Annotated in this window: 24 protein-coding genes; 8 read left to right on the top strand and 16 right to left on the bottom strand. The window is 61.2% G+C overall.

Going from position 1 to position 16270, the window contains the following annotated elements:
* From AC5JJ6_RS17825 to AC5JJ6_RS17795, 7 genes are all read right to left on the bottom strand, one after another.
* Positions 1 to 445: ATP-binding cassette domain-containing protein (locus AC5JJ6_RS17825; protein WP_496043342.1), on the bottom strand; the 445-nt coding region annotated here is incomplete at its 3' end.
* A 9-nt stretch (positions 446 to 454) separates the two neighbouring features.
* Entirely contained in the window at positions 455 to 1555 is a 1101-nt protein-coding gene (locus AC5JJ6_RS17820) for an ABC transporter ATP-binding protein (protein ID WP_496043341.1), read from the bottom strand.
* A 174-nt stretch (positions 1556 to 1729) separates the two neighbouring features.
* Positions 1730 to 2488: an FkbM family methyltransferase gene (locus AC5JJ6_RS17815; protein ID WP_496043340.1), complete on the bottom strand. Its 759-nt coding sequence runs from the start codon at positions 2486 to 2488 to the stop codon at positions 1730 to 1732.
* 516 nt (positions 2489 to 3004) lie between these two features.
* Positions 3005 to 3409: an envelope stress response membrane protein PspC gene (pspC, locus tag AC5JJ6_RS17810; protein WP_496043339.1), complete on the bottom strand. Its 405-nt coding sequence runs from the start codon at positions 3407 to 3409 to the stop codon at positions 3005 to 3007.
* Positions 3406 to 3633, bottom strand: a complete 228-nt coding sequence (gene pspB, locus AC5JJ6_RS17805; RefSeq protein WP_044433884.1) for an envelope stress response membrane protein PspB — start codon at positions 3631 to 3633, stop codon at positions 3406 to 3408. The genes pspC and pspB overlap by 4 nt, the downstream gene beginning before the upstream one ends.
* Before the next feature lie 3 nt (positions 3634 to 3636).
* Positions 3637 to 4314 (bottom strand): phage shock protein PspA, encoded by a 678-nt coding sequence (gene pspA / locus AC5JJ6_RS17800; RefSeq protein WP_496043338.1) that lies wholly within the window; start codon positions 4312 to 4314, stop codon positions 3637 to 3639.
* Positions 4315 to 4367: 53 nt separating this feature from the next.
* Complete coding sequence (locus tag AC5JJ6_RS17795) at positions 4368 to 4523, bottom strand: hypothetical protein (RefSeq protein WP_157599369.1); 156 nt, start codon at positions 4521 to 4523, stop codon at positions 4368 to 4370.
* A gap of 191 nt (positions 4524 to 4714) precedes the next feature.
* Between AC5JJ6_RS17795 and pspF the strand changes: the two genes are divergently transcribed.
* A complete protein-coding gene (gene pspF / locus AC5JJ6_RS17790; protein ID WP_496043337.1) occupies positions 4715 to 5740 on the top strand; it encodes a phage shock protein operon transcriptional activator in 1026 nt (341 codons plus the stop codon).
* A gap of 95 nt (positions 5741 to 5835) precedes the next feature.
* Positions 5836 to 6048, top strand: a complete 213-nt coding sequence (locus AC5JJ6_RS17785) for a hypothetical protein (RefSeq protein ID WP_496043336.1) — start codon at positions 5836 to 5838, stop codon at positions 6046 to 6048.
* A 34-nt stretch (positions 6049 to 6082) separates the two neighbouring features.
* Here AC5JJ6_RS17785 and AC5JJ6_RS17780 read toward each other — a convergent pair whose 3' ends face one another.
* From AC5JJ6_RS17780 to AC5JJ6_RS17765, 4 genes are all read right to left on the bottom strand, one after another.
* The gene (locus AC5JJ6_RS17780; protein ID WP_496043335.1) at positions 6083 to 7234 is read right to left on the bottom strand and encodes an FAD-binding oxidoreductase; all 1152 of its coding nucleotides are present in this window, start codon (positions 7232 to 7234) and stop codon (positions 6083 to 6085) included.
* Positions 7235 to 7284: 50 nt separating this feature from the next.
* On the bottom strand, positions 7285 to 8583 hold the full coding sequence (locus AC5JJ6_RS17775) for an aromatic ring-hydroxylating oxygenase subunit alpha (protein WP_496043334.1): 1299 nt from the start codon (positions 8581 to 8583) through the stop codon (positions 7285 to 7287).
* 92 nt (positions 8584 to 8675) lie between these two features.
* Positions 8676 to 9434: a terminase small subunit gene (locus tag AC5JJ6_RS17770; protein ID WP_496043333.1), complete on the bottom strand. Its 759-nt coding sequence runs from the start codon at positions 9432 to 9434 to the stop codon at positions 8676 to 8678.
* 432 nt (positions 9435 to 9866) lie between these two features.
* Positions 9867 to 10565, bottom strand: coding sequence for a hypothetical protein (locus AC5JJ6_RS17765; protein ID WP_496043332.1), 699 nt, complete (start codon positions 10563 to 10565; stop codon positions 9867 to 9869).
* Between the two features lie 273 nt (positions 10566 to 10838).
* Between AC5JJ6_RS17765 and AC5JJ6_RS17760 the strand changes: the two genes are divergently transcribed.
* Both AC5JJ6_RS17760 and AC5JJ6_RS17755 read left to right on the top strand, forming a co-directional pair.
* Positions 10839 to 11411, top strand: coding sequence for a hypothetical protein (locus AC5JJ6_RS17760; RefSeq protein WP_496043331.1), 573 nt, complete (start codon positions 10839 to 10841; stop codon positions 11409 to 11411).
* A 7-nt stretch (positions 11412 to 11418) separates the two neighbouring features.
* Entirely contained in the window at positions 11419 to 11604 is a 186-nt protein-coding gene (locus tag AC5JJ6_RS17755) for a hypothetical protein (protein ID WP_496043330.1), read from the top strand.
* A 220-nt stretch (positions 11605 to 11824) separates the two neighbouring features.
* Here AC5JJ6_RS17755 and AC5JJ6_RS17750 read toward each other — a convergent pair whose 3' ends face one another.
* From AC5JJ6_RS17750 to AC5JJ6_RS17740, 3 genes are read right to left on the bottom strand one after another with little or no spacing between them, the layout of a single operon-like run.
* The gene (locus AC5JJ6_RS17750) at positions 11825 to 11989 is read right to left on the bottom strand and encodes a hypothetical protein (protein WP_496043329.1); all 165 of its coding nucleotides are present in this window, start codon (positions 11987 to 11989) and stop codon (positions 11825 to 11827) included.
* 1 nt (position 11990) lies between these two features.
* Positions 11991 to 12362: a type II toxin-antitoxin system VapC family toxin gene (locus AC5JJ6_RS17745; RefSeq protein ID WP_496043328.1), complete on the bottom strand. Its 372-nt coding sequence runs from the start codon at positions 12360 to 12362 to the stop codon at positions 11991 to 11993.
* Complete coding sequence (locus AC5JJ6_RS17740; RefSeq protein ID WP_496043327.1) at positions 12356 to 12571, bottom strand: ribbon-helix-helix domain-containing protein; 216 nt, start codon at positions 12569 to 12571, stop codon at positions 12356 to 12358. Before AC5JJ6_RS17740 ends, AC5JJ6_RS17745 begins: the two co-directional genes overlap by 7 nt.
* A 396-nt stretch (positions 12572 to 12967) precedes the next feature.
* Here AC5JJ6_RS17740 and AC5JJ6_RS17735 point away from each other — a divergent pair, with 396 nt between their 5' ends.
* Both AC5JJ6_RS17735 and AC5JJ6_RS17730 read left to right on the top strand, forming a co-directional pair.
* Positions 12968 to 13195: a hypothetical protein gene (locus AC5JJ6_RS17735; protein ID WP_496043326.1), complete on the top strand. Its 228-nt coding sequence runs from the start codon at positions 12968 to 12970 to the stop codon at positions 13193 to 13195.
* Between the two features lie 6 nt (positions 13196 to 13201).
* Entirely contained in the window at positions 13202 to 13510 is a 309-nt protein-coding gene (locus AC5JJ6_RS17730; protein WP_496043325.1) for a type II toxin-antitoxin system RelE/ParE family toxin, read from the top strand.
* A gap of 111 nt (positions 13511 to 13621) precedes the next feature.
* Here AC5JJ6_RS17730 and AC5JJ6_RS17725 read toward each other — a convergent pair whose 3' ends face one another.
* The gene (locus AC5JJ6_RS17725; protein ID WP_496043324.1) at positions 13622 to 13843 is read right to left on the bottom strand and encodes a hypothetical protein; all 222 of its coding nucleotides are present in this window, start codon (positions 13841 to 13843) and stop codon (positions 13622 to 13624) included.
* A 235-nt stretch (positions 13844 to 14078) separates the two neighbouring features.
* Here AC5JJ6_RS17725 and AC5JJ6_RS17720 point away from each other — a divergent pair, with 235 nt between their 5' ends.
* Positions 14079 to 14696, top strand: a complete 618-nt coding sequence (locus AC5JJ6_RS17720) for a hypothetical protein (RefSeq protein ID WP_496043323.1) — start codon at positions 14079 to 14081, stop codon at positions 14694 to 14696.
* 407 nt (positions 14697 to 15103) lie between these two features.
* Positions 15104 to 15562 (top strand): hypothetical protein, encoded by a 459-nt coding sequence (locus AC5JJ6_RS17715; protein ID WP_496043322.1) that lies wholly within the window; start codon positions 15104 to 15106, stop codon positions 15560 to 15562.
* A 269-nt stretch (positions 15563 to 15831) separates the two neighbouring features.
* On the opposite strand, the gene AC5JJ6_RS17710 is transcribed toward AC5JJ6_RS17715, so the two are convergent.
* The coding region (locus tag AC5JJ6_RS17710) for a glycine betaine ABC transporter substrate-binding protein (protein ID WP_496043321.1) at positions 15832 to 16270 on the bottom strand (439 nt) is incomplete at its 5' end.

Below are 16270 nucleotides of genomic sequence, written 5' to 3'. Positions count from 1 at the left end.
ATATCTTCTGCTTGGCATCCGCCGTCAGCCCGCGCGCCCTGCGGCCAAGCTCGCCGGTCAGTTCCAGCATGTCGGCGACTTCCTCGACCCGCGCGCGGACCTCCGTCTCCGCCACCCGGCGGTTGCGCAAGGGAAACGCCAAGTTGTCGAACACCGACATGGTGTCGTAGATCACCGGGAACTGGAACACCTGGGCAATGTTGCGCTGCTGCGGCGGCAGGCGGGTGACGTCCAGGCCGTCGAACAGCACCTGCCCCTCGCTGGGGATCAGCAGGCCGGAGATGATGTTCAGCAGCGTGGTCTTGCCGCAGCCGCTCGGTCCCAGCAGGGCATAGGCGCCGCCGTCGTGCCAGACGTGGTCCATGCGCTTCAGCGCGTAGTCGGCATCGCCCTTGGGATGGGCGCTGTAGGAATGGGCGAGCCCGCGCAGTTCGATCCTTGCCATGGCCCTCTCCTACTCCGCCGCCATGCCGAGACGCGGGCGCGGCGGGGCCGCCACCAGCCCGCCATCGGCGCCGAAGGCGAACAGCCGGCGCGCGTTGACATAGGCCGTGACCGGCTCGCCGATCCTCAGCGTATGGACGCCGTCCTGCTGGACGACCCAGGCGATGCCCGGACCATGGACATGGATGAAGGTTTCCGACCCGCTGATCTCCGCCAGTTCCACCGTACCCGGCACCGGGATGTCGTCGTCATGGGCGCGGAACACCGACAGGTGGTTCGCCCTGATGCCGAAGCGGTAGCGGCCATGGGCCAAGTCGGCCAGATGGCCGGCGGCGGGGACCCGGATGCCGTCCGCCAGCAGCACGCCGGACCCGTCCACCACTCCATCCACCTGATTGAGCGGCGGATCGCTGAACACCTGCCCGACCCGCAGGCTCGACGGGTTGTGGTAGACCTGAACGGTCGGGCCGCTCTGAAGCACCCTGCCCTCATGGAGCACCGTGATGGTGCCGCCCAGCATCAGGGCTTCCAGCGGTTCGGTCGTGGCATAGACGACGATGGACCGGTGCCGCTTGAAGATCTCGCGCATCTCGGAGCGCAACTCCTCGCGCAGCTTGTAGTCCAGGTTGACCAGCGGTTCGTCGAGCAGCAGCAGCCCCGCTTCCTTGACCAGCGCCCGCGCTATCGCGGTCCGCTGCTGCTGGCCGCCGCTCAGTTCCGCCGGCAGGCGCTTCAGCAGGCCGTCGATGTGCATGATGCCTGCCGCTTCCCGCACCTTGCGGTCGATCTCGGCCTTGGGCAGTCCGGCCAGCTTCAAGGGGGAGGCGATGTTGTCGTAGACGGTGAAGGAGGGATAGTTGACGAACTGCTGGTAGACCATCGCGACCTGACGGCGGCGCACCGAGACTCCCGTCACGTCCTTGCCGTCCCAGAGCACCCGCCCGGCGGACGGCCGGTCCAGCCCCGCCATCACCCGCATCAGCGAAGTCTTGCCGGCCAGCGTCGGCCCGAACAGAACGTTCAGCGAGCCCGGCTCAAGCGTCAGCGACAACTCGTGCAGGTGGGCTTCACCGCCGACGACACGGGAAATCCGGTCCAGCACCAGCGTCATGGGCAGACACCGGAATCGTAGCCATCCCCGCAGAAACGCAAGCCGACCTCCCCAAATCGCCCGGCCCTTATGGGCGGGTTCGTTTTATTATCGAACAAAGGGTATGCGGAGATGTCGGGCTTTTGCAAACGAAAATTTAGAGTTCGGATTGTTCTGATTCGAAAATTTTTTCACTCAGAATGATCGAAAAGGAACATGGCGAGCATAGATGTCGCCGGAACCTTCCTCCGCCCCGCGCCCCTCCAGCCACGTCACCAGATCGTCCCGGCCGCACCAGCCATCGAACAGCAGGTGCCGGGCTTCTCCCAGCGCCACATTAAACCTGTACGTCCCCAACGCCTCCAGCCGGTCCAGGCAAGCCAGCGTGCGGTCGCCGGTTTCGGAAATGAACTCGAACGACAGGCAGGGCAACGGCTGGGACAGTCCCGCCAGCACAGACTCCTCGAAGCCCTCCACGTCGATCTTGCAGAAGCGCGGTAGGCCATGCGCCTTGATCAAGGCATCCAGCGTCGTGACCTCGACCTCGACCCGCTCGTCCCAGCGCTCGCCGGGAAAGCGCGGCGACGCCGCGACGGTCGCCGCCCACTCCGCCGACAGGGTCGAAAGCGTCGGATTGCGCCGGTTGATCAGCAACTCCGCCGTTCCCGCCTCCGCGCCGACCGCCCCTTGCACCAATGCCACATCAGGGCTGTGCCCATAGAGCCGCCGCAGCACCGCCATCAGGTGCGGCTGCGGCTCGACCGCGACGACTCGGGCACCCAGAACGGTCCAGGCCTGAACCCGGTCTCCCAGATGCGCCCCGATATCGAACGCTAGGTCGCCCGGCCCGACGAACTGCCCATAGAAGCGCCGGGAGCGCCGCCATTTCAGCGGGTTGGCCCGGTAGATCAATGCCGAGCGGACGACGCCGTAGGCTTTGAGCAGGGTGTTCATGACAGTCGGCCTTCCAGAAACGCTCAGGAGTGATCCGGCATCGGGCCTTCCGGAAAGCTTTATCAACGACATGCGCGCGGCCTGACGGAACCTTGGGAGGGGCCGCGATGTTTGCCTGACAGAGCAGCAACGATCGGCGCCGGCGGCAGGTGAAGCGTAATATCTGGTTAAATTACCGTAAAGAGAACCGGATCAAAAAGAAGGCAACTTCTACCGAGTCACAAAAACGGCATAGGGCTTCATTTTACCCCTACCAACGGCCGCCCTGTTGCACCAATCTAAATAGCAACGAAGGAGAGGATACATGGAAATCGCTTTGATAGCTTTGGTCGCCTCTGTCGCCGTTGCCGGTTGCTATGCAATCGCAAGCTCGGCCCAACCCGAGCCGATCCCGGTCCGGGTACGTTCCAACCGTCGGGGTCAGCGTCGCTGATCTGACGCGCAGACGACTCCGACCCGGACAACCGTCCGGGCCGAAGCCGCCTGCACACCGAACGAACCGGTACCGGCACAGCGTCAACGGTCGAGATCGTTGATGGCGCGGTTCAGTTCGAACTCCTTGGAGGAGACGTAGGTCTCCATCCCGGCCAGCCGTCGTTCCACGTCACGGAACTTCTGCCTGAGCCCGGCTACCGTCACGTCCGGCTTGGTCGCGACGGTGCGCCAGAAGTCTTCTTCCTCGCGGCTGGCATAGGCCCTGGGCGGCTTGGTCTTGAGGACCAGCGCCGCGAGCAGGTACGCGCCCACGACCGGCATCGTGAAGAACACGCCGCCCAGCACCGTCCCGATGCGGACGAACATGACGTCCACCCCGAGATAGTCGGCCAACCCGGCGCAGACTCCCAGCAGCTTGCCGTTGTCCTTGTCGCGGTAGAGCTGGTGCGGGTTGGGCGACGTGAAGGGCGATCCGGACCAGTTCATTGACGCGTCCTCCATCCCGGAGCTTCGGAGTCCAGGATCTTCTCCAGGCTTCCGATCCGGTTCTCCATCCTGCCGGCGCTTTCCCAAAGGTCGGCCAGCATGCGTTCATCCTCGGCGGATAGGCCACGGGCCGACCGCCACTTGGTGACGTAGTGGAAGATGATCCAGAGCGGCGCCACGATTGTCAGGAACAGCACCGCCAGGACGAATGAGGCTCCGCTCATGGCTTAGCCCGCCATCGGCTTGGAGTTGTGCATGCGGGCCTTGAGGTCGGCCAACTCCTGCTCGACCTTGGTCGACGCCTCGAAGTCGGAGAACTCCTCCGCCAGCGTCCGCTTGCGCCCGATGTCCATCGACTCGGCACGGCCTTCCAGCTCGTCGAGGTTGCGTTCCACCTGCTCGAACCGGGCGAACGCGTCGTTGATGCGGTCGTCGTGGATCTGGGTGTTGACCTTCAGCCGGCTGGCCGCCGACTTGTGGCGCAGCACGATCGCCTTCTCGCGCTTCTTGGCGTCGGTCAGCTTCTCCTGAAGCCGGCTGATGTCCTCGCTGCTCTTGGCCAGCGCCTCCTCGATATGGGCGAGCTGGTGTTGCAGCACGTCGATCTGTTCGGCGATCTTGGACTTGGCGACCAGCGCGCCCTTGGCGAGGTCCTCGCGGTCCCGCGACAGGGCCAACTCGGCCTTGCGCTGCCATTCTTCCAGGTCGCGGTTGAGCTGGCTCAACTTGCGCTCGATCTCCTTCCGCTCGGCGATGGTGCGGACGGTGCTGGAGCGGACCTCGACCAGCGTGTCCTCCATCTCCTGGATGACGAGGCGGATCAGCTTCTCCGGGTCCTCGGCGCGGTCCAGGATCGAGTTGAGGTTGGAGTTGACGATGTCGGTGAGGCGCGAAAAGATGCCCATGATGGTCTGAATCCCTTCAGTCTTTCTCGTATGGTTGGGTGGAGTGGTTTTCGTCAGCCGACGAAGGCGCCGAGAACCACGCCGGCGGCGAAGAACACCCAGGTCTCTGTCGAGCGGGTGCGCAGATAGTCGAGGAAGCGCTCGCCTGTCGTGCGGGTCGGACGGTCCGAGGCCCGGTAACGGCTGCGGTAGCGCGGGTAGTCCTGCATGGCAGTCTCCAAAGGGAACGGTCATGGTGTTCGCGGATATCTATTGCAGCCCGCGTGCCAACCGGCAAAAAATTCATAACATGTTGATATTGCGTAGTTTTGTTCATCGGCCTTGATACCGCCACCCAGACCTCCTAACTATCCTCGCCATGAGGTGGCGAATCTCGCCATTCAGTGGCGGATTTGACCAGATGACCAAACCCTCCCCCGACCTTCCCGCTCTGATCGGCGAGTCTCCGGCCTTCCAGGCCATGCTCGAACACGTCTCCAAGGCGGCGCCGCTGAACAAGCCGACGCTGGTGATCGGCGAGCGCGGCACCGGCAAGGAGCTGGTGGCGGCACGGCTTCACTACCTGTCCCGCCGCTGGGACCGGTCCTTCGTCAAGCTCAACTGCGGCGCCCTGGCGGAGAGCCTGCTGGAGAGCGAGCTGTTCGGCCACGAGGCCGGCGCGTTCACCGGCGCGGTCCGGCGCCATGTCGGGCGGTTCGAGCTGGCCGACGACGGTACGCTGTTCCTGGACGAGATCGCCAACGCCACCCCCGCCGTGCAGGAGAAGATGCTGCGCGTGATCGAGTACGGCGAGTTCGAACGGGTCGGCGGCAACCAGACGCTGGCGACCGACGTGCGGCTGATCGGGGCCACCAACGCCGACCTGCCGGCGCTGGCACGAACCGGCAAGTTCCGCGCCGACCTGCTCGACCGCCTGAGCTTCGACGTCATCACGATCCCGCCGCTAAGAGCGCGGCCCGAGGACATCCCCGTCCTGGCCGAGCACTTCGGCGTCGCGATGGCGCGCGAGCTGCAACGATCCTACTTTCCCGGCTTCACCGAGCGGTCGATGGCCCGGCTGCTGGCCCATAACTGGCCCGGCAACGTGCGCGAGCTGAAGAACGTGGTCGAACGCGCCGTCTATCGGGCGGAGCGGCCGGAACGTCCGGTCGACACCATCGTGCTCGACCCCTTCGCCTCGCCCTGGCGGCCGGTTGCCCTGTCCGAATCGGGTGTGACGCACCCCGAACGGCAAAAACCCGCCGTGGAAACCCCGGCGGGCGATTTTATCGAGCAAGTCAGAAAGTTCGAAACCGGCCTTATCAGCGCGGCGCTGGAACGCAACCAGTTCAACCAGAAACGCGCCGCCGATGACCTTGGCCTGAGATACCATCAGTTCCGAGGATACCTGCGGAAATACGGTCTTCTGGAGGCAAAGTCAACCTGATGGAATGTCGCAGTCGCACCCGATGCGGATTTATGCTAAATTAAGGTCTCGAACGACACGCGGCTCTGAACGGACGGGATGGAGGGCATCTGATCATGTCCATGGGACTGGCGGATATCAACAAGGCGATGGGTCCGGTCAGGGCCAGCTATCAGTCGCGCGTTCAATCCCAGAACGCCGTGACGAACGAAGTGGTCGATAAGAACGAGCAGCGGCAGAACCAGACGCTGCAACTGATGAGTTCGTCGTTCGAGATTTCCAACAGCGGCCTGCGGAGCCGTGGCGGCAAGGTCGATATCAAGGTCTGAGGGTACTGGCCGGTTCACCACTATCGGTCCACCACTACCGGTCCACCACGATGTCGCTGGTCGGCTTGGAGCAGCACAGCAGCGCCTGACCGGCGTCGATCTCGCGCTGGCGGATGCCGCCGGCGTGTTTCATGTCCACCGTTCCCGAGACCAGCTTGCTCTTGCAGGTGCCGCACAGGCCCTTGGTGCAGGATGACGGCAGGCGCATGCCCGCAGCGCGGGCGGCGGTCAGGATGTTGGTGTCGGCGGCGCATTCGACCACGCGGCCCGACTTGGCGAACTCGACACGGTAGGTCCGGGTTTCCGGAACGGGCGGAGGCACCGGCACGGTGGCGGAGGCGGCGGCCGCGTCCGGCTGGCTTTCGGCCAGCGTCTCGAAGTTGAAGCTTTCCTCGTGGTAGCGGGCCATGTCGAAGCCGGCCTCGCGCAGCATGGCGCGGACGGCGGCCATGTAGGGTTCCGGTCCGCAGGTGAAGACCGTCCGCTCCATCAGGTCGGGGGCGATCAGCTTGAGCATCGGCAGGTTCAACCGGCCCCGGAATCCGCTCCAGTTGCGCTCGCCCTCGGTCGTCTCGCAGACATGGGCGACGGAGAAACGGGGCAGATTGCGGGCCATCAGGTCCAGTTCGGACCGGAAGATGATGTCGGCGGGGCTGCGGGCGGAGTGGACGAAGGTGATGTCCCGGTCCTGCGCCAGATCGTGGTAGGTGCGTGCCATCGACATCAGCGGCGTGATGCCGCTGCCGCCGGACAGGAACAGATACTTGGGCGCTTGATGGTCGAAGGCGGTGAAGTCGCCCAGCGGCCCGACCGCCCGCAGTTCGTAGCCCGGCTTCACGGTGTCGTGCAGCCAGTTGGACACGATGCCGCCCGGCACCCGCTTGACCGTGATCGAGATCAGGTGGCCGCGCGTCGGGGCCGAGGAGATCGTGTAGCAGCGGTTGACGACCTGTCCGCCGATCGGAAGGTCCAGGGTCAGAAACTGGCCGGGCTTGTAGCGGAACAGCCGGGGCTCGCGGGCGGAGAAGACGAAGGTCTTGACGTCGTGGGTCTCGTCACGGACCAGACGGCAGACCAGCACGTCGTCGGTTTCGGCATCCCAGCCCGCCAGCTCGCGGGTCACCTGGGCGGCGAAGGCGTCTTCCACGATCCCTGTCGCTACAGGCGGCGCATCGATCATCAGCATAACCCCGTCTCGTCCCCTTCCCTGTCGAACTCTGTCTGCGGCGTGCGGCTTCAGCGCTGGTCGAGGTGAGCGGCCATGCGGCCGATGTACCAATTGGTGAATTTCTCGACCAGCATCTCGGTATGGACCGAATAGGGGCCGGGTTCGTAGGCCGGGCTGCGGGCGCCCGCCTGGGCGTAGCCGACCAGCTCGCCGTCCTGGTTGTTGGTGGCGACCCAGACCGAGATCAGGTTGCGCAGGTCGTAGTCGATGCCCTCGACCGCGTCCTTGTGGACCAGCCACTTGGTCCGCAGCAGGGTCTTTTCCGGCGAGATCGGCAGCACCGAGAACGTGACGATATGGTCGCTCATGAAATGGTGCCAGGAGTTCGGCTGGGTCCAGACCGACAGCCCGCCGAGCTTGGCGTCGGCAATGTTGCCGAGCAGCTTCTTGCAGGCGACCTGGGTGTTCATCGTCTGAGATTCGCCGTGCTGGTCGATCGGCAGGCGCTGGGCGCGGTAGCCGGTGACGCAGTCGTCCAGATGGTCGATCTCGCGCGCCGCCATGCCGTGGGCTTCGCAGCGGTTCTCCAGGTCGCAGACCAGGCTTTCGTAGCGGGCGATCTGCTCGCGCCCGACATCGTCCACCTCGTCGGGGGAATAGCCGAAGCCGTAGGCAAACAGCGGGACCGTCAGTTCCGGGTGGTTGACCGAGCAGTGGTAGCATTCACGATTGTTCTCCATCGTGAGCTTCCAGTTGCCTTCCTCGATCAGGTCGATCTGCTGGACGACCTTGGTGTTGGCGATGTCGTGGGGAGCGATGTAGGGCTCCAGCGCCCGCGCCATGTCTTCGATATCGGCGGGGGGGTCTTCGGCCAGACAGATGAAGATCAGGCCGGCGACGTTCCGCAGGTGGACCTTCTTCAGCCCGTGGCAGCCGGTGTCGAAGCCCGGCCCCATGTGCTCGGCGAACAGCAGCGAGCCGTCTAGGCCATAGGTCCACTGGTGATAGCGGCAGACGATGTTGCCGACCGTCGTCTTTTCGTCATGGACCAGCCGCGCGCCGCGATGGCGGCAGACGTTGTGGAAGGCCTGGAGCCCCATGTCGTCGTCGCGGGCGATGATGATGGAGGCCCGGTCGATATCGACCACGATGCAGTCGCCCGGCTCCGGCACGTCCGGCTCGACGCCGACATAGATCCAGTGCCGCCGGAAGATGACGTCGAGATCGGCCTGAAAGATTTCCGGGCTGGTATAAAAAGCCGATTCCAGGCTGTAACCCGGTTTGCGGCGCCGGATCAGGTTTTCGATGGAGTCCGGGGCTGACTCCGTAGCTTTGTCTGCAACTGGGGTGGCGACCATAATCGGCATCTCAAAGGCTCTCCCGCGGCTTCCAGGCTGTTGTCCCGCCCGAACGCAATGGTGCGACGGGCCAAGCGGGCCGGCTTCCGCAAATGCGGCATTTATCTCTCAACCCGCGACATCGGGCCGGGCGATGCCGGACCGGGATATGCAATGTGCGACGGGATACAGGACAGAGACGCGAAGCGGCGGCGGCGTGGGGGTTGGCGGTTCGATGCCTGGAAGTGCGATGCCTGGGATGTTGACGGGGGGTATGAGGCCGCAAATGTCATCATTCGGCCGCTTTCGGCGGGGGCGGAAGCGGGTTCTTCCGGCTCGGGCGGTTCTTCCGGGTCAGTGGGCTCGGGAATATAGTCTTCGCCCTTGGCCTCGTTTTCGGCGGCGGCCGGGACGGGCGCCGGGTAGGAATCCGGGTTGAAATCGGGGTCTTCGTCCTCCCTCGGGTCGAAGAACACCTTGGACAGGTCGTCGTCGGAACTGTCGGCGTAGAGACCGGCGCGGCTGTCGCGGATGACGCCGGTCAGCTTCAGTTGCATGTCCATCGCCTTGAGGGCAGCGGTCGGGCGCTGGAGTTCCATCGCCATGTCGATGATCCGGTCCAGTTGCTCGATCGCCCGGTCCACCCTGCCCTGCCGCTCCGACATCCAGGCGTGGCGCAGAGTTTCCACGCGTAACCGAACGTCACTATCCGCCATCAGAACGCTGCCCCGCTGCCGCGCGCCCTGAGGCGAATACCCCGCCAGCCGCGCCGCCTGCGCCAGGCTGGCGCCACGCGCTACGTGGAGGGAGAACAGTTCCTTGCGGGAGGACAGGGGTGCGGGAGGGGGTGCGGTCGGGGTGGATCGGGAGACGGAGAGCATGGCAGCGGCTTTCGGCGAACGGGAATGTTGCTCTCCCGTTTTACGCGAAAGGGGTGCGCAACACAAGAATATAGTCCCATTTCTACTGCGTGCCGCGCCGGTACGATAGTCCGGATTGCCCGGATCAACTCACAGGCGCTACTTAATCTGCCTCTCCCATCTTTCCGTCATATCTGGACTTGATCCGGGTACCTCATGGCCGAGGCTGACGTGAAGACTTCAACCTGAAGTCCGGATGCCATCCGTTAACCTCCTGAAAGGAGGTACCCGGATCAAGCCCGGGTATGACGGAAAAGTGGCCGAACATTGGCGGAGCGTCGCACTGGAACGCCTGAGTCAGCGCTTTTGGGACTTGATCCGGGTATGACGGGAAGGGGGCGTTTTTTACCTAAGTGTCGCGCTGGAGCGGCTTATGGGATCAACTAGCCCCGATCAACTTGCCGGGATCGGCTTTTCAAACCGCTGAAAATTCAAGTCGGCGCAAACAAGAATCTGAGCGACCTCGGCGGTGCGCAGCACGAAGTCCTCGGCGAGGAGATAGCTTTCATAGGTATAGCCGGGCGGCAGGGGCAGATCTTTCAGACCGTCGATCTGGTTGGGATCGTAGGTCGAGCTGAACGAAGCGACGAGTGCATAGCGCGAGCCTTCGTCGTCCACCACGACGCTCAGTACCGAGCCCTTGAACTGCGTGCTGATGGTTCGCCGCTGGATTTCGCACTTGGACCAAGTCAACGTGGAACCGTCGGAATTCTGCAACTGACAGATCGTCGTATGTTCCAGAGTCCGGGCGATCAGCAGCAAGTCCACGAAGACATTGCCGGCCTGCACGGTGACCTTGAGGGGCAGGCCGGCTGGCGGCTCGCCGGGGAAGGGGAAGATCACGCTATCGCCTGGGACCGTGCTATGGCCCGGCGGCGTCGCTTCCATGTTGACATTGGTCGCATCGCACTGGCTGCCGAACGTAAGGCTCTGCGGCATGTAGGGCTGGATGTTGGCGGTGTAGTTGTCAAAATCGGCCCCGGCATGGCTATAGATATAGCCATCCGACGTCGTCGGGTTCTGTCTGTATTCCTGGTTGTATCCGTCTTGAGGGACATACTCGGGCTTGAGTGTCGACTGAACGTTCGTCATATTTGCCATTCCATCGATATTTTTGCGCTATTTACGCTGAATAATTTTCACACACCGCAATAATGTTTTCTATAGGATATGCATTTTATTGCTTTTACAACCTTGAAATATGCAAGGTGATGGAACCGCCCTTTGCAGGCGCTTTCCGAAGGTGGCTCCCCAAAACGGGTAGGAAGGCATAGGCCACAAGATGTATACTTGATCTGCCGTCCCCCGGAGATGCCGGACGTTCCGAACGTTACTGCCCCGCCACCCCTCAGGTCCGCCACAGCCATGTATTATCCCGAGTGCCTGCCGCCGATGCTGGATTTCCTCGACCGCATCGGGATGCCCTTCAAAGCCGGCCCGTTCGGGCAGGACGGGTTTCTGCCCGGCATCCAGATCGTCAACGGCACGATGCTGATCGATCCCGACCGGCTGGCCGGCTCGGGCGACGTGCTGCACGAGGCCGGGCACATCGTCATCGTGCCGTCCCGCTGGCGTTCCGGGCTGGGAAACGACGTCATCGAATCGCTCGACGCGGTGGTCGCCGCCGATCCCGAGGCGGCGGAGGATTTCAAGCTACAGACGTCGATCAAGATGAGCGAGTTCATGGCCCAGGCGTGGTCCTACGCCGCCTTGAAGGATCTCGGCCTTCCGCCGGAATGCGTCTTCTTTCCCGGCAGTTACAAATTCCATTCCGACATGAAACCCCATCCCATGGCGACCTGGGTGGAAAGCGGCACGCATTTCGGCATCATGGCGCTGTCCCAGGTCGGAATGACCGGCGGCCTCGGCCTCTTCGAGCCGCCCGGCGCCAACGGGCTTGCGCCTTTTCCGAAGGTGGCGAAGTGGTTGCAGGACTGAGCGTGCCGTGGCGTCGCGCCTGATCGGATCGGCGGCCGAAGGCGAACCGCTGGTCAAAGTGGCGACGGTCGATGCAGCCGACGCCGGGCCGACTCCCCGGATCGGCTTTCCGGCCGGGGAGATCGCCGTACCGGACGACTTCGACCGAATGGGACGGGAAGAGATCGAAGCATTGTTCGGCGGCAAGGCGTGACGCTGCTGCCGCCGCGCGATACCCACCTGCTGCTTTTCCTTTGGCTCATGTTGGGTTTTGGGGGCGATCTTGACTGGACGCCAACAGGCATTGGTCATCAGCGTTTTTGACACGCTGAGGCGTCAAGTTTTCCACGGATGGACACGGATTTCACACGGATGAACACGGATAGATTGGACTTTGGATACATCCACGACATTCGATGCGCCCAACGCACATCCTATCCGTGTTCATCCGTGTGAAATCCGTGTCCATCCGTGGAAAATCTAAAAAGTTTGGAGGCAGGAGGCGCATCACCCTCAAACCCGACTTGAGCCATTTTTTCCGCTTCGCCGGGTGTGTTTTCGATGGCGTCCCACACACTGGCATAGCGTTCGTCGCTCATCTCAATGAGAGGTCCCATAAGGAGCGCGGACACCGGGATCGCCGGCGGGAAAATCCTTCGTGTTCCTGGTCACGAGAAGCATACCGTTCACCTGCGCCGACGCCCAGATCACCGCATTCGGCAGTTTGATCCGACGCTCCCGGCGAAGGGCCACCGCTTTTTCCGCAATCCGCGCATCAAGGCCGATGGTTTCGAAGCCATCCAGAAAACTACGGGTAGGAGCTTCAAGCCGGCCTTCGGCACCTACCATCACTTCCATCCACGTGATGATGCTGATCGCCCGCTCCGTATAGCGGTTAAGTTCCTCACGAGCTTCCGGTATGGCGTTGAGGTAATCTATCAGGATATTCGTATCGAACAACGCCTTTACCATTCGCCGCGCACCTGTTCCTGATACGCGAGCCCATCGATTTTGCGCTCGCCCCACAGGCCAAAGGCATCGAGTTCTTCAAGCTTGCGACGCCGGACCAGATATTCGTCAATGGCTTGTCGAATGACCGCCGCCCGAGACCGCTTTTCCTTATGCGCGAGTTCATCAAGCGCCTGGACCTGCGTTTCTCCAAGGTCAACCAGGGTTCTCATGGCAACTCCGATATCTGATATCGGCATGATATATCAAACGATCCCCAACCGGCAAGGGTGTCCGGAGGATTGAACGTGTCCGGTTCACCGCCGCTCCCGCGATCCAAGGGATAGACGGGAGCGCGCCACTATATTTCCCGCACCGCATTGCTGCCCCTTCGAAGCTCAAGGCGCTTCGCCAGTAGGCAGGGGCTGCCATGCCCTAGCCAATCTCAACGAGATCCCTTCGTGTCGAAGGCGATGATCAGAGGATCGTTGAAGAACACTTGTTCCGCTTCCGACTGGCTGACGTCGTGCTTGTCCAGGCTTGATCAGGCCGACTTCGTTGTTCGTTCTGCTCCCTTGATCTCTGGTATGGCTTGCTCCAACAGGGTATATTGGGAAAGGAGGTACAAGATGCGGAACTCAAGCTGTCGGAGTGATGAGTCGGGTTCGCACGAACCGCCGACGCAACGGAAGGAACGGTTGGTTCATGAGCGGATGCTGCTTGAAGAGGCACGCCGGGAATTCCGTGACGGTCTGATCTTGGACGAAAATGAAGTCGACGCGTGGTTGGACAGCCTTGATAGCGATGAACACCACCTTCCGCCCGAGCCACAATATCGTCAGAAGCATCGCGGCTGAGCTATCTTGCCTCGCCGGGTAGACTTGTCGACCGCGTCCATTCGTGACTTGGACGCGACGAAACGCTGGCTCCTCCAACCTGGGGCCGGCGAAGCAGCAAGGAACAAGCTGCGGACCATTCGCCAGTCCATTCGCCAACTTGAAAGAACCCCTTGCCGCTGGGCGGTTGGTGATCATGACGGTGTGCGTGAGATCCCGGTCGGAGGCTATCGGGTTATGTACGAAGTCGATGCTGATACCGGCGACAATGAAACTGCGCGTAATGTGCGAGTCTTGCGGGTATTCGGGCCACACATGAGTCGTCAAGACTTATGACTAAGCGCACGCATGGAGACGGACAGGCTGAAGCTTCGATGTCCTCGAAGTTCATGGCCCGCCAGCCGGTTGCTTCGCGAGCCGTCCGGGACTTTCGCTTGGGAGGCGCCGCTAAGCAGCCGCCTCATGGATCGATTTGCGGAACTTAGGTTCCAAGACCTGCGCGTGTTCCGGCTTGTAGCCCTTGTGCTTCATCAGATAGTCCATGACCAACAGGCGGCCTTGGCGGACCTGGTTCCTCAGATCCCGCTCCAGATCTTCCCGGCTACGGGTCACGCGCTCGACCAGATCGGTTTTGACATCGCTGCATCGTGCGTTGATGCCCATGGTCATCTCCTGCAAACCAACAAAACTTCGTGCGGGTGGAACGCCGTCTTCCGTGTCTCTACCAGATATGTGGGCAATGGGGAACAATGGGGTCAGAGTGACTAAATCCGGTAAACTATTCAAGGGGGCCGCGCGAAACGATCCCTCACCCACTGCGACCATACGACCCACCAAGCTTCACGTAGCCTTCAATCATTCAGGTTATTCCGATAGGCGAAGCATACGCCAAGAAGGAATAATCATGAACCGCATCGGATCAATCGCCATCAGCCTACTCGCTGCGGTTACGCTCAGCGCCTGCGCTGGCAAGTCGGCCAATATCAACGCCTTCACGGAACCGTCCTACGCTCCCGGCAGCATCAAATCTCTTGCCATCTTCCCCGTGGTCAACGCCAGCCTTGCCCCTGGCGAGGGCCAGCAGATCAATCAGTCAATTGGCCCCAGGATCGTTGCCAAGAACCCCGCCATTGAAATCATCAGCCCTACCGAAGCCATCAGCAAGTTGAACGACGCAGACCTCGGCAAGGCATGGTCAGATTTCCTCACCACCTACACGTCGGCCGGCATCCCCGATGTGAAGACCCTGCGGAAGGTTGGTTCGACCATCCAAGCCGATGGGATTTTGCAAGGCTCCGTTCTGAAGGTTGTCCAGGTAGATGGCGTCTACGGTGGAAATGCCGGCATATCAATTGTGACGGTCCAGTTCTCCCTGTTCGACACGAAGACCGGAAAGCTGCTGTGGCAGGCTTCCAGCGAAGGCCGCAGTTCGACCGCAACCACCCTTGAGGCAGCGCCGCCCCTGGGCGAGGCAGTTGGACTTGCGACGAACAAGCTGGTCGAGAATCTGCCAGCGCTCTGATGAAACAATTGGGTCGGAATGATTAGTCGGCCAAATACATCTAATCACTCTGACCCCATTGTTTCTGGCGCTACGATTGTTGCCCCGCTGGATCAGGTGAAATGGCATAGCGGCAAGACTGAGGCGGGGTCGACGGGGCATGGTGGAGACCTGCAAGCGCGTGGGGGATCGGGCGAGGTGCCGAGGTTAATGGATTAATAGTGGTCTGTCCCCATTTTCCCCCTGACGCCTGATCCAGGCAGCATCAGGATACTACAAGGGCAGTATCCTGATGCCTTCCAACGGCGGATTATACCCGCCACTGGGAGCCACGCTAGAGTGCGCCAAAAAGATTGTACCTTATGGCCTTATTTATTATAAACTATGACAAATTATTATATTACAACCATGGATTGGGGGACGATTCGGTGAAATTTTACAAAACATATGTCAAAATATATAGAGTGGTCGAAGTGCCGTACTTGGTTTCTATCAGTGTTGCAATACTGCTGTTTTCGGCAGTTTCATCGGCAGACAGTGGTAACTGGAGCATCGTCGAAAGGTCTGGCACCATAATTATTGTTATAGGCGCAGTACTTGCCACGAGACGTTATTTAAGAATGGGAGTTAAAGAGCTTTTTGTTAGTGAACATACTATCGATGGAGGTAAATACCCAAAATCTCCCGAAGAAACTGAGGCGGAAAAAGAGCTTTATGCTGACATACGTGCGGCAAAGTTTGGCTTCTGCCTGTCAGTAATAGGAACTATTATTAACGGCTGGGGAAGCTACATGCAGTGGGCATCATTTGCTTTGTTTGCACTTTTGGGAGTCATGCTCCTGAATGATTATATTAGCGATAAATTATATTCGAAAAATACGATATAATCTGCGTAAGATTTTCTATCCAAAGAAGCTTCTCAGCGGAAATTAATCATGGTTGCCGGAAACCTGTGGCCCATCATACCACCGCACTCATAGAAACTGTGCTCAAACCTGATGGAGCCTACGATGTCAGTGTATTAATAATCTATGATTGCAGTGCATCGCTCCCCGGCAGGTAAGCACCTTGGACCCTCGGTTGGCGGATATTCCGCTTCACCAATAATCATGATGCGGCATTGCCTTAGCAATACCGCATCACCGAGTACGGTGGATCAGCCCGCCGTCTTCATCTGCCCAGTCACCCAATACTCGATCCGATCCGGGTTCTTGGCGATGTAGTTGTCCACGGCCTTCTCATAGCTGCTGTTCTGAGCTTCAAACATGATCGCCTCGACGTCGGCCAGCGGCAGGACCATGCGGCCGAGGAATTCGTAGGCCTCCGGCTGCTCCTGGTAGAAGCCCTTGCGGACCAGCTTGTTGACGCTTTCCAACCCGCCGAGCGAGCCCTTGGGATCGTCCAGATACCGAAGTTCGGACTTGGCGAACATCCAGTGCGGGCTCCAGGCGGTGGCGACGATCCAGTCCTTGCGGCGCTCGGCGCGCTCGACGCCCGACAGCATCGCCGCGTCGCTGGCGGAGATCAGCTGGTAGTCGGTCAGACCGTAGTCCTTCAGGGCCTTCTCGGATGCCTGCATCAATCCGGCGCCGGGG

The organism is Skermanella sp. (assembly GCF_059503625.1).
Note: the sequence above shows the minus strand (reverse complement) of the source record. Positions and strands in the feature narration are given on the sequence as shown.